General features: G+C 40.8%; 12 protein-coding genes. 4 read left to right on the forward strand and 8 right to left on the reverse strand.

Going from position 1 to position 12,719, the window contains the following annotated elements; translation table 11 throughout:
* Positions 1 to 37 precede the first annotated feature (37 nt).
* From BC659_RS12145 to fabD, 4 genes are all read left to right on the forward strand, one after another.
* Positions 38 to 445, forward strand: a complete 408-nt coding sequence (locus BC659_RS12145; protein WP_133475022.1) for a 6-pyruvoyl trahydropterin synthase family protein — start codon at positions 38 to 40, stop codon at positions 443 to 445.
* 427 nt (positions 446 to 872) lie between these two features.
* The gene (locus BC659_RS12150) at positions 873 to 1,283 is read left to right on the forward strand and encodes a 6-pyruvoyl trahydropterin synthase family protein (RefSeq protein ID WP_133475023.1); all 411 of its coding nucleotides are present in this window, start codon (positions 873 to 875) and stop codon (positions 1,281 to 1,283) included.
* Positions 1,246 to 1,965, forward strand: coding sequence for a GTP cyclohydrolase I FolE (folE, locus tag BC659_RS12155; protein WP_133475024.1), 720 nt, complete (start codon positions 1,246 to 1,248; stop codon positions 1,963 to 1,965). Before BC659_RS12150 ends, folE begins: the two co-directional genes overlap by 38 nt.
* A gap of 145 nt (positions 1,966 to 2,110) precedes the next feature.
* Positions 2,111 to 3,004, forward strand: coding sequence for an ACP S-malonyltransferase (gene fabD, locus BC659_RS12160; protein ID WP_133475025.1), 894 nt, complete (start codon positions 2,111 to 2,113; stop codon positions 3,002 to 3,004).
* Between the two features lie 157 nt (positions 3,005 to 3,161).
* Here the strand turns inward: fabD and BC659_RS12165 are convergent, their stop codons facing one another.
* The 8 genes from BC659_RS12165 to BC659_RS12200 form a co-directional block, all read right to left on the reverse strand.
* Positions 3,162 to 3,938, reverse strand: a complete 777-nt coding sequence (locus tag BC659_RS12165; RefSeq protein WP_133475026.1) for a heme ABC transporter ATP-binding protein — start codon at positions 3,936 to 3,938, stop codon at positions 3,162 to 3,164.
* 1 nt (position 3,939) lies between these two features.
* Positions 3,940 to 4,980 carry a FecCD family ABC transporter permease gene (locus tag BC659_RS12170; RefSeq protein ID WP_133475027.1) on the reverse strand — a complete coding sequence of 347 codons (1,041 nt, stop codon included), beginning with the start codon at positions 4,978 to 4,980 and terminating at the stop codon, positions 3,940 to 3,942.
* Entirely contained in the window at positions 4,961 to 5,839 is an 879-nt protein-coding gene (locus BC659_RS12175; RefSeq protein ID WP_133475028.1) for a heme/hemin ABC transporter substrate-binding protein, read from the reverse strand. The genes BC659_RS12170 and BC659_RS12175 overlap by 20 nt, the downstream gene beginning before the upstream one ends.
* Before the next feature lie 39 nt (positions 5,840 to 5,878).
* A complete protein-coding gene (locus tag BC659_RS12180; protein WP_162847416.1) occupies positions 5,879 to 8,278 on the reverse strand; it encodes a TonB-dependent receptor in 2,400 nt (799 codons plus the stop codon).
* An 88-nt stretch (positions 8,279 to 8,366) separates the two neighbouring features.
* A complete protein-coding gene (locus tag BC659_RS12185; RefSeq protein WP_133475030.1) occupies positions 8,367 to 8,798 on the reverse strand; it encodes a hypothetical protein in 432 nt (143 codons plus the stop codon).
* A 340-nt stretch (positions 8,799 to 9,138) separates the two neighbouring features.
* A complete protein-coding gene (locus BC659_RS12190; RefSeq protein WP_133475031.1) occupies positions 9,139 to 9,588 on the reverse strand; it encodes a GNAT family N-acetyltransferase in 450 nt (149 codons plus the stop codon).
* Between the two features lie 15 nt (positions 9,589 to 9,603).
* Positions 9,604 to 11,424: a serine hydrolase gene (locus BC659_RS12195; protein WP_162847417.1), complete on the reverse strand. Its 1,821-nt coding sequence runs from the start codon at positions 11,422 to 11,424 to the stop codon at positions 9,604 to 9,606.
* Positions 11,425 to 11,489: 65 nt separating this feature from the next.
* A complete protein-coding gene (locus tag BC659_RS12200) occupies positions 11,490 to 12,713 on the reverse strand; it encodes a trans-sulfuration enzyme family protein (RefSeq protein WP_133475033.1) in 1,224 nt (407 codons plus the stop codon).
* Between the last annotated feature and the right edge of the window lie 6 nt (positions 12,714 to 12,719).

Genomic DNA, 12,719 nt, shown 5'->3' on the forward strand with positions numbered 1-12,719 from the left:
CCCTCAACTTTCGTAGCTTTGCGAAAATTTTGTGTTGATGGTGTATTTAACGAGGCAGGAGCATTTTAACGCTGCCCATAAATTATATAATCCCCGCTGGAGCAAAGAACAGAACGAAGCCGTTTTCGGGGTTTGTGCCAATGAAAACTGGCATGGGCATAATTATGATCTTTTTGTTACTATTAAAGGTAATCCCGACCCCGACACCGGATTTCTCTATGATGTTAAAAAGCTGAGTAAGCTGATTAAGGAGCATGTAATCGACAAACTGGACCATAAAAACCTGAATCTGGATGTTGATTTTATGAAAGACCAGCTTTGCAGCACCGAAAACCTCGCTATTGCCATCTGGCAGCAATTACAGCCACATTTGCCGCAACAGGTTGAATTACATTGTATTAAGTTGTATGAGACCCCCAGAATTTATGTGGAATACTTTGGGTAGTTTATAGGTTATGGCTGATAGCAGATGGGTAAGGCAGTAGCTTTCTGCTCATATAAACAGTGGGCCATTACTTCGTTTAATTTTTCTTTCCGCTATTTTAAACAAAATAACATCCCTTATGTTAGTTATAACGTATGTACCTTTGTTATAGGGATGTCTTAGATACCTGACCAACAAATTATATACAGCTATAGCCTAACGGCTATGGTTTAGGAACAGACATTCAAGCGTTGTTATAAATGAAAGGCTTACGAATGCCGGGCCACTTGATCAGCACACTTCTGAAACAGTGCCAGGCCATTGATAACATACTCACTTGATGAATAGATTGTAAAACCCGGGTTTCTGTAGTTGAAGTGTGCGACGCAACGGAAGTTGACGGATGATCGGTTGTCGGGATCATAATTCCCGTGAATAAGAATTGAATATGGAAAAAGTAGCGGTCTTCAGAAAAGAACATTTTAATGCGGCACACAGGTTGCATAACCCTGACTGGTCGGATGAAATGAACAAAAAGGTTTTTGGGCTTTGCAACAACCCTAACTATCATGGTCATAATTATGAACTGATTGTTCAGTTAACAGGTGTACCGGATGCGCAAACAGGGTATGTCTACGATATGAAATTACTGAGTGATATCATTCAGGAAGAAATAATAAAAAGATTTGATCATAAAAACTTAAACCTCGATACAGTTGAGTTTGCAACATTAAATCCTACGGCAGAAAATATTGCTATAGTTATTTACCGGCTGTTGCGTGCCAGACTGGATAAGGCCTTAGACTTAAAAATTAGATTGTATGAAACAGAACGAAACTTTGTTGAATATCCGGCTTAATGGTGAGCAGATAGAACTCAGCGATTTACATATTGATGATATGGGTGATGATCATATAAGCACTTCGGTTGATACACCGATGAGAGAAGACGCGTTTGTGAAAACAGACGATGAAAAGGTAGTGGAGATAGAAGCACATTTCCGTTCTATCATGGAGATATTAGGTCTCGACCTCACAGACGACAGTTTAAAAGGCACGCCCCGTCGTGTGGCTAAGATGTATGTAAAAGAGATTTTTCAGGGATTGAATCCTGCGAACAAACCAGCCATTGCACTTTTTGAAAATAAGTATAAGTACAATGAGATGCTGGTTGAAAAGAATATTTCTTTTTACAGCAATTGTGAGCACCATTTTGTACCCATTATCGGTAAAGCACATGTGGCTTATATCAGCAATGGTAAAGTGATTGGCTTAAGCAAGCTGAACAGATTGGTTGAGTACTTTGCAAAACGTCCGCAGGTGCAGGAGCGATTAACCATGCAGATTGGAAAGGAGTTGCAGAAAGACCTGGGTACGGAAGATGTGGCGATTGTAATTGATGCCAAACATCTTTGCGTGGCAAGTCGTGGTGTGGAAGATGATACTTCTTCAACGATTACTGCTTTTTATGGTGGTAAATTCAAAGAAGATAAAGTGAAGGAAGAATTTTTAAAATACCTTGAACTGAAAACGGAATTTTAAAATAACAAATAAAAACTGAAGACCTTACACCCGTAAGAAAAAAAGCAGCTCCGGCTGCTTTTTTTGACTAAAAACCAGTCGGGTAGAAAATAAATTTGGGATATTGTCAGGATTAGATTTTTTTAGCACATCTAAAATCAATTTCATGAATAAGCACGCATATATTTTTCCGGGTCAGGGTTCGCAGTTCAGCGGAATGGGAAAAAATCTTTATGAGAATAATGCTTCGGCAAAAAAGTTATTTGAAAATGCCAACGAGATACTTGGTTTCAGAATCAGTGACATTATGTTTAATGGAACAGATGAGGAACTCAAGCAAACCAATGTAACGCAACCCGCTGTTTTTTTACATTCGGTAGTGGCGTATCGTACTATTGAAAATGCAGTGCCCCAAATGGTAGCTGGTCATTCTCTGGGTGAATTTTCTGCACTGGTTGCCAACAATACCATCAGTTTTGAAGATGCTTTGAAACTGGTAAGTATCCGTGCCAAAGCGATGCAGAAAGCCTGTGAACTGGTTCCCTCTACCATGGCAGCTGTATTGGCATTGGATGATGCAAAGGTGGAGGAAATCTGTGCTACTGTTCAGGCAGAAACAGGAGAAGTTGTTGTGGCAGCTAATTACAATTGTCCCGGACAATTAGTGATCAGTGGTTCTGTAAAAGGTATTGAAATAGCCTGTGAAAGAATGAAAGCTGCGGGTGCTAAAAGAGCCCTTGTATTACCTGTAGGCGGAGCTTTTCATAGTCCGTTGATGGCTCCGGCACGCGAAGAGTTGGCAGCAGCTATAGAAGCTACCAGTTTTCACCAGCCCAGTTGTCCCGTATACCAGAATGTAGTGGCGGCTGCAGTAACCGAACCCGATATGATTAAACAAAACCTGATTAATCAGTTGACCGGAGCCGTAAAATGGACGCAAACGGTACAATCGATGGTGGTAGATGGTGCTACGAATTTTACAGAAGCAGGTCCCGGCAAAGTATTACAAGGCCTAGTGCAAAAAATATATAAAGAAGCGGTGGTGGATGGAGTGAATTAGATCGTGAATGGTGAATGGTCAATGGTGAGTGAATAGTGAGTAGTGAATACTGAGTAGTTAGTAGTCAGCAGTGAGTAATATCTCATTTTTGTTATAGACTATTTGCTATAAGCTATTCACCATTGACCATTGACCATTCACCATTCACAACTCACCACTACACCGAAAAGCTGATCAATGGTTTTCCATGCTGTTCCTGGATAACCGGCTTGATATTGAAAGCTGTTGTTATGTTTGAAATAGTAAGTACCTCTGTTGGGGTACCGCTGGCAAGTATTTTTCCCTGATGCAATAGTACCAGATGATCAGCAAATTGTGCTGCAAGATTCAGATCGTGTACAACACCTACAATCACGCGGTTTTCTCTGGCAATTTTCAATAACATTTTCATGAACTGATACTGATGCTGAATATCAAGAAAGGTTAATGGTTCGTCGAGTAGCAGATACCTGTCATAACCTTCCTGCGGATGCCAGGTTTGTGCCATTACCCTCGCAAAGTGCACAAGTTGTTTCTCACCTCCACTGAGTGTAAGGTAATTTCTGTCAGCAAATGCCGACAGATCGAAACTTTCTAATGCGGCTTTGCAAACATTATAATCGATCTTATCCGGACGATTGTTGAAATGCGGGTAACGCCCCATCATGACTACTTCTTCTACACGCAAAGGAAAAGCCAGGTCGATATGTTGCGATAAAACGGCTCTAATGCGTGCCAGCTCATTGTTGCCGAATTGAGAGAGGGGTTTGTGCCCCATTTTTATTTCACCTGATACCGGAATTAATTGTCTGCAAAGTGTTTTCAGTAAAGTAGATTTTCCGGCACCATTCGCACCAATGATCAGACTTATTTTGCCAGCTTCAAACCGGAGGTTGATATCCTGTAATAATACCTTATTACCAATGCTGTAATTAAGTTGATGAACTGTAATCATATCAGAAATAATAAGTTTTTTTACGGAGCAGTAAGATAAATACGGGTACGCCAATAATCGATAGCACTATACCAATAGGGAGTTCGGCGGGTCGTAATAACATTCTGGCACTGAGGTCGGCCAGGCTCAGTAAAATACCTCCTGCGACAGCGCTGTTCCGTATGAGTAGCCTGTTGTCTGAGCCCAACAACATACGCAGAAAATGAGGAATAATAAGTCCTACAAACCCTATTACTCCTACAAAAGCAGTACAGGTGGCAACCATGACTACATTCAGTATGAGTATTTGTAAGCGAAGCCGGCGGGTGTTTACACCGAGATGTTGTGCTTCTTCTTCACCCAGCATCAAACTGTTGAGTTGTTTCGCGTACCGCAGCGACCATACTATACAGGATAGGGTAACTGTAGTGCAAATCAACAACGATTTCCAGCTGGCACCGGAAAGTGTACCGAGGTTCCAGAAGGTAATGGATCTTGCCTGCGGATCGCGGGCTGTATAGGATAAGAAGCCAACCCCACTCATGAATAAAGCATTTACGGCAATGCCTGTAAGTAATAATGAAATAACACTCCTCTTACCTGTTTCTTTAGAGGTGGATAATACAAAGACCAAAGCAGCTGCTAATAAAGCACCCAAAGTAGCCGCCAGTGGTAAAGTCCACTCACCTGTATAAAACCCGAAACCAGCGCCGGCAACAAAGTAAAGAGCCGCACCAAATGCGGCACCACTGGAAATGCCGATAAGTCCCGGTTCTACAATTGGGTTACGAAATAAGGCCTGCATCAATGTTCCGCCGGTTGCAAGGCTGGCACCCACCACTGCAGATAACAAGGCTCTGGGCAAACGTATACCTATAAAAATTCTTTCGTTCAGGGTTAGTTCTTCATTGCCAGCAAGCTTTTGCAATGCGCTGATCATTTCACCCACTGAAATGTTTACAGCGCCATACCTTGTACTCACAATGATGCAGAGTAACAATAACAGCAGTAACCCCGGGAAACTGCTGTTATGTAAATTTTGTTTAGTGAACAACCGTTTCATGGATCAACTTTTGTAAGGCCAATACATTTTTTCCAGTGCGTGGTCCCAGGTACACAAGATCGTGTTCTTCTACCCGATAAATACGGTTACTAATGGCTGCTCTTGTTTTAGCAAGACCCGGTAATTCTTTTATTTTTTCGAGTGAACCCAGTTTGTCGTATCCAAAATCAGTAAGCAGTATAACATCAGGGTCGGCTGCCGCAATAGCTTCAGGAGAGAGTTGTTTCATTCCTTTTTCATCTGTAACAGTAATTTTTCCACCAGCCCAGCCAAGCATTTTTGCAGCGGTACTTTTTTGTGTCATGACGAGGTACACATTCGATGCCTGACCATAGTGAATTACCAATACTTTCACTGTGTCTTTGTATTGTCTGACTTTTTCAAGTGCAAGTGTCATATCTGCATCTAGTAGTTTGCATAAAGAGTCTGCTGCCTTTCTTTGATTAAAGTATGCGCCCATTTCACGTATCAGTGAATCTGTTCCTAAAATATTATCTGTATATTTTTTAAATACATGCATCGGAATTTTCAAATCCTCTAATTGTTTCACTACATGTTCGGGCCCGATATTATTATCGTGAAGAATTAAATCAGGTTTCACTGCAAGTATGCCCTCGGCACTAAGGGCCCTGTGATAGCCAACCGTTGGTAATTGCTTAGCAGCATCGGGGTAGGTGCTGGATAAATCAACGGCTACAAGATTTTTTTCTGCTCCGAGTGCATAGATGATTTCCGTGTATTGCTTGGCAATGGATACCATTCTGTTTTGGACCTTGTTATTACTTTTATTATCAAATCTGCCGCAACTCAATGTTCCAAGCATTATGAATAGATAAAATAAGCTGTAGATTTTTTTCATAAAATTATATAAAGGGCCGTCGCAAGACGGCCCGGTTAATCAGAATGTATAGCTGAGGTTAATGCCACTAAAATAATTGGCTTTATTAGGAGCAGGTAAATAACTGTCCGGCATCTGATTCACAAATACCATATAGTAATATTGTTTACCTGCCAGATTGTTGATACCTGTGTAGGCATCAATACCCCATTTTCCAAAATTTCTCTTTAAACCTATTTTGGCATTGATCAGGTTAAAAGCATTCGTAGTGTTGAGTCCATCTGATGTAAATGGCATACTTCCACGATGGTGATAATTGATATTGCCGTATAAACCTACACTGGTTTCAATATCGGCACCTGCATTCCATACAAATTTCGGTGTGCCTGCCACCTGTTTTCCAGAGTAGTTTTCCGTAATCAAACTGTCTTTGTTACTGATGTCTTTACCTACACGCTGGTAAGCATAGTTTTCATATTTGAAATTAGCATAGGTGAAGTTTACAAATGGTCTCAGACTACGAATAAAGCCATTAGAGGACTGCAGCAGCGTATATTTTGCCAGAAATTCAATGCCTTTATTGTTTAAAGTACCTGCATTTACGATATAGGTATAAAGCGTGGCGGTATTTGCAGGATTAGGCACTGCCACGGTGGTAAATTTATTATTAAATTTTGCCTGAAAGAAAGCAATGGTATAAAAAAGTTTACCATTGAACAGATTACACTTTGAACCCATTTCAAACTGGGTACCTTTTTCCGGGCGTAAACCTGTATTCAATTGACCCGTCGTAGCAATCAGAATATTGGCACTTACCGGTGCTTTGTATCCGGTTGCATAACTGGCGTATACGGAAAGATTTTTTCCTATTCGTTTATTGATGGCAAAACTGGGAGAAATCAATCCATTGTATTGATTGGCATAGGTTTTCAATTTGGTATTGCCGGGTGTGTTATTGGTAAGTGCCCAGAGACGATCGTCCAGTTTTAGATTTTGATTGCTGATGCCGATTCCCGCACTTATACTTAATTCATTCTGTAATCCCAATGTCCAATGTGTAAAATAACTACCTGTGCCATTGCTGGTAACCTGATCACTACGTACACTGGTAATTACATTATAGCCGGTAGGATTGGTATTGTCGGTACCCATCGCATAGCCAATGGTAATGGCTTTCATCTGCTGTAGTTCCAGACCTGTAATACCATTCAGCGTTACCTGATTACCCAGTGTAAAGTTGGTATTGAATACAGAGCGTAAACCATAGTTCAACGGATTTTTATCTGTCCAACCGCCTGCTGAACTCTGGTCGGTATTTTGTGCACTGCCAAACAAAGTTGTGGTGTTACTGATACCTGATGCAAACTGATAGCTATGACTGATACCTGCACGGAAAGTACTTACAGCAGAATGTGCATTGTTTTTGATATATGCCGGATTTCCGGAATAATCAAAGTTTGCATATTGCGCTTTTGTGAGTTCACCATTGCGGGCATCATAGCTATTGCTATAACCCACATAAGTGGAGATGTTTTGTTTATTATTAAGTATAAACTCACCCATAAAATTCATAAAATCTTTCCGGGCTTCTGTATGATTCATGTAGCCATCAAAGTTTTGATGACCATAACTGAGTAATACAGAACTGTTTTTTCCTCCGATCGACAATCGTGTAGTCGTACGCAATAAGCCATAGCTACCTGTCATGACATCCTGGCTCACACTGGTTTTTTCACGAGGGGCTTTTTGCATCTGAAGATTGATAACACCAGCAATGGCCAGACCATATAAAGTACCTGATGGGCCCTTGGTGATTTCTGCATTTTCTACAGAAGCATAATCAATATCATCTAATACAGTGATGCCCTCAGCGTCTGTTACAGGAATTCCGTTCAGGTAGGTTTTGGAGCCCTGGCTATCAAAATTTCCATTTACACCACGAATGCCTATACCATTTCCATATCCACGGATATTGAATTGCTGGCCGCCTGAATGGCTTCTGCGTTGCATAATAATGCCGGGTACGTTGCCATTGAGGGCATCATCCAGGAAGAGACCATTTCCTCTCTTCAACTCTGTTTCACGAAGCTGAGCAACAGAAACAGGCTGTTCCAGTTGCGATTTTCTTAAGCCAATTCCCGTAGTTGTTTCAACCGCTTCCAACTCATTTACCTGTTCACGGAGAATGATTTCTGTTTGTCCATTACAGGTAACTGATGAAGTAGTTGTCAGAAAGCCAATAAAAGAAACGCGGATTTGCGTTTTCTCACCCTGGCAGTTTATGGTAAAGTCTCCCTGTTCATTTGTTCTGGCAACAGTTTTGCCGTTTATCTGTACTGAGGCACCAGTCATAGGTTGTTTTTGCTGGTTGAGTACACGCCCTTTTATGGTTCCCGTCTGGGCACTGGTAGCAATAATAAATATGCTGCTCATGGCGAGCAGAATAAAGATTCTTTTCACGAGATTAGTTTTAGTTAATTGAAAGCAATAAGACACACGCATGCGATAAACACTGGGGTTTATGCAATACATGGATTAATTTGATTAACTAAACCTGTGGCGGGGGGGTTAAAATTTCTCTTACAGGTGTTGAGAGAAGAACTATGTATACGCTTTGGTGCACAAACTGATTTGTAATAGGCGCGAATGATTCATTTGCAGGTATTACATAGACGTTGCTGTTCATAGATTTGAGCAGTTTCTTTACCGGAATACCCTGGCCTTTCTCTTCCTGATGGTCCATCTGTTCCTGTACCTTTTGGTCGAGCTGGTCGAAAAGAATGGTTTCTTCAATATCATTGATGCAGTAGTATTCAATGGTACTGTCTGTTTTTTTGCTTTTTACAATATCATACATCATACCCTTGTACCTGAATTCTTTACCATCTTTCATCCATTTAATAGAAGGGTCGCTGGTATTTTGTACGGTAATGATGTGTAGCTGGTTCTCTGGTATTTCATTTTTAATCCGACGCTTCATTTCACGGCGGATTTGTATGCGATGATAATGCGTAACCGGGTAATACCATGCAGTATTCACCAGCATAACCATAAGCAGTAGTAGAGCCGAAAAACGAAGCATTACCAAATGTAGTGCTTATGTAATAAGCTTGCGTAATTTTTGAAGAAAAGAAGGAGAGAGTCGGTGGATGGTAGCTTGTAGCCGATAGATAATAGCTGATAGTATGTCGTGAATGGTGAATGGTCAATGATGAATAGCTTATGGCTTATAGCCCATAGTTGATGGTAAATAGTCGATAATATTAGAATATTACTCACTACTGACTACTCACTCACCATTGACAATTCACCATTCAAATCTAAAAGTCTAAAATACCATTCACCCATTCCGGATCAAGGGTAGCATTGTACTTTTTATAGAAGTTGATGGCAGGTTCATTCCATTCCAATACCTGCCATACCATTCTTTTGAAACCCCTATCTCTGGCTTCTTCGATGATTCGGTCGAACAGTAATTTCCCGGCACCATTGCCCCTTAATTTTTCCGTTACCAGAAAATCTTCCAGGTATAAGCATTGACCTTTCCATGTGCTGTAACGAATATAGTATAATGCGAAACCTTCCACTTTGCCATCAATTTCTGCTACAAAGGCCCACCATATTGGCTGGGGGCCGAAACCACTCTCTTCAAAATGTTCAAGTGTTACGGTAACTTCCTGAGGCGCTTTTTCGTAATCGGCCAGTTCCTGTATCAGTTCCAACAATCTTTTACAGTCTTTTCTTTCAGCCCTTCTAATATGAATATTCATAGAATAGGATCTCTTTTATTTTTTTCTTTTGGCAACAAAATTTCCATTGGGTTGCTGGAAAGTAAGTTGGGTTACTTCATTGTCTTTTACTTCAAACTGCACATAATAACCTGGAGCAATTTTTAATGCAAACCTGTCATTGCCCAGTGCAGACATTTCATATTCCGGTTGTCCTGGTACGAGCGTAAAGAGTGTATTGCTTTTGACGGATACCTTTACGGTTACGCCATTTAGTTCATAATCACCGGTATATTTCTGAAGATCACCTGCATTTGTTTTAATAGTTCTTGGGGAACGGTAAAATTTTAATGCATCAAGTGTTGGCTCGAGTTTCAGGCTAAGTGCATTGATTTCACCAGCTTCATTCATGAAAAACTGAAACTTTAACGGACTATTTGCTGATGTATCAATTGAGCCATCTTTATCTATATTGAATGGGCTAAATATATCGAAGTGATAATGTTTTAACCAGGTAACATCATTGGCACCTATATAACCAAATAACGAGTCGTTCCGAACAATCAGTTCCATACTGCCATACCCCGGGTGTGTATAAATGCCTTCATAATTTTGTAAAGCATGGCTTGGTCGGGTATTTTTTTGCTGATTGGAGCTGGTTGTTTTCTCGGCTGCTTTTGCTGCTTCTTTTGCTTTTTTGTTGCTTTCGAGAATATCTTTGTTCCAATCAAAATAGGGCAGCTTTAATAACCGATCAGCAATCATGTTACGAACGATAGATGTTACAGATGATGCATTCTGATTAGTGAGTACAATGATGCCAATACTATCAGTTGGAAAGAAACAGGTACTGGCAGAGAATCCATCAATATTACCACCATGTTCAACCCTGTAATGCCCTTTGTAAGATGAAAGTGACCAGCCCATGCCATAACTTGAAAAAAACACATCAGTCCTTTCTTTTGATGGTAAGCCTGAACCGGAAACCATTTGTGCCGACATTGCATTGTTTACATAGCTTGCCGGTAGAATTTCTTTGCCCTCATACTTTCCACTATTGATCCAGGTAATAACCCATTTCGCCATTTCATTTACGCTGCTGTTAATACTTCCGGCTGGCCCCATGGCATTGATGGGGTAATAGTCGAGTTTGTCGATGATACTGTCTTTTTTTATACCGTAACCGATAGCTGCATCCGGATCTTTGGTGAGGGCCTCAATGCTGGTATTAGATCTTGTCATGCCAAGTGGTCTGAAAAGATAGGTAGTGATATTTTCTTCCCAGCTTTTACCAGTAAGTTTTTCGGCAATCAAACCTTGTGTAAGGAACATGAAATTATTGTACTGCCATCTTTCCCTTATGCCAAAAGAGGGTTCCTGGTAACGTATTCTTTGCAGCAGGCTGTCTCTCGAATTAGTCTTAAACAGGTACCAGGAATAATCATGACGAGGCAATCCAGTTCTATGACTCATCATATCGCGGATACTGATATGTTTATCCATATCCTCATTGTAAAATTTCAGTGAAGGCAGGTATTTTACAGCAGGTTCATCGAAGTCTATTTTCTTCTCTTTTTGAAGGATACCTAGCAACGAAGAAGTAAATGCCTTGGTACAACTGCCAATGGCAAAAAGGGTATTGGGCGTTACAGGTAATTTTTTTTCATAGTCGCGAAATCCAAAGCCTTTCGCATATACAATTTTATCTTTTTCAACTACAGCTACTGCGAAACCGGCCGCTAGCTGGTCTTTTAATACCCTTTCAAATGCAGTATCAAGTCCGGCAAAACGATCGTTTAACAGAATAGAGTTGTTCTTTTTTTGCGCATAGGCTGATACTGCCATACAAGCAGCAACCAGCATAAAAAATGATCTCATAGCAGTAGTTTTTAACATGGTATTTTATAATTAGTCTGTCTGGATTAGATTTTATTACAAATATTTTACCGTAATGCCTGTTCCAGATCATTCAGGATGTCATCAATATTTTCAATACCTACACTCATGCGTATCAGGCCATCAGTAATACCGTATTTAATCCTTTCTTCTCTGGGTATCCCAAAATGGCTCATACTGGCGGGATGTGAAACCAATGTATCTACTGTTCCCAATGAAATAGCACGAACACACATCTGTAATTGGTTAATAAATTTTTTACCGGCATCCAGTCCACCTTTGAGTTCATAACTCATGACCGCACCGGGTAAACGCATTTGTTTGGCGCTTACTGAAAAATCCGGGTGACTCTTCAGTCCTGTAAAATTCACTTTTGCGATGGCTGGATGTTTTTCCAGGTATTCGGCTACTTGCTGGGCATTGGCACAATGTCTCTCCATTCTTAGTTCCAGTGTTTTCACTCCCTGGGCCAGGAGAAAAGCATCAAAGGGATTACTGTTGCCTCCCAGTAATACATGCCATTTCCAGACGTTGGTTTTCATTTTTTCAAGGTCCCTCCCTATTAAAATACCACCAATGGCTGTACCATGACCGTTAAGAAATTTGGTAGTAGAGTGGAATACATAGTCTACGCCATATTTAAACGGCTGTTGCAGATAAGGTGTTGCAAAAGTGTTATCTACACTTACGATTAGTGCCTTTGCTTTGGCTATTTTGGTAACAGCTTCTATATCTATACACTGAATAGTAGGATTGGCAGGTGTTTCAATATGCACCATTTTGATGTTTGGATACTGATGTAAAGCTTCTTCCACTTTATTCAGGTCGCGCATATCAACAATGATGGCTTCAATGCCTGTTGCTGCCAACACCTTTGTCATAAGCTCCTGCGTGCCTCCATACAAAGAATAATGCGAGAGAATGGCATCTCCCGATTTCAGGTTGCTTAAAAACAAAGTGGTCATGGCTGCCTGTCCACTGGCATGTAAAAGTGCTTTTAATTGTAGTGGCTTTCCATCAGTATCTTTTAAACCAAAAGCTTCCAGTGCAGCAATGGTTTCTTCGGCGGCGGTAAATGTAGGATTACCCCAGCGGCTATATACCCGGGTTTTATCTGCGCCGGCGAAACGATTCATGCCATCTTCGGCGGTATCAAAAGTAAAGGTTGAAGTAGCAAAGATGGGTGTCAGGTGGGCATCTTCTGCATTCTTATGACCATTGGTATGCATGGCTACAGAACTGATACCCGTAAGTGGAAATTTTTCGGACATTCTTAG

Origin of the sequence: Sediminibacterium goheungense, assembly GCF_004361915.1 — a bacterium.
GTDB lineage: Bacteria > Bacteroidota > Bacteroidia > Chitinophagales > Chitinophagaceae > Sediminibacterium > Sediminibacterium goheungense.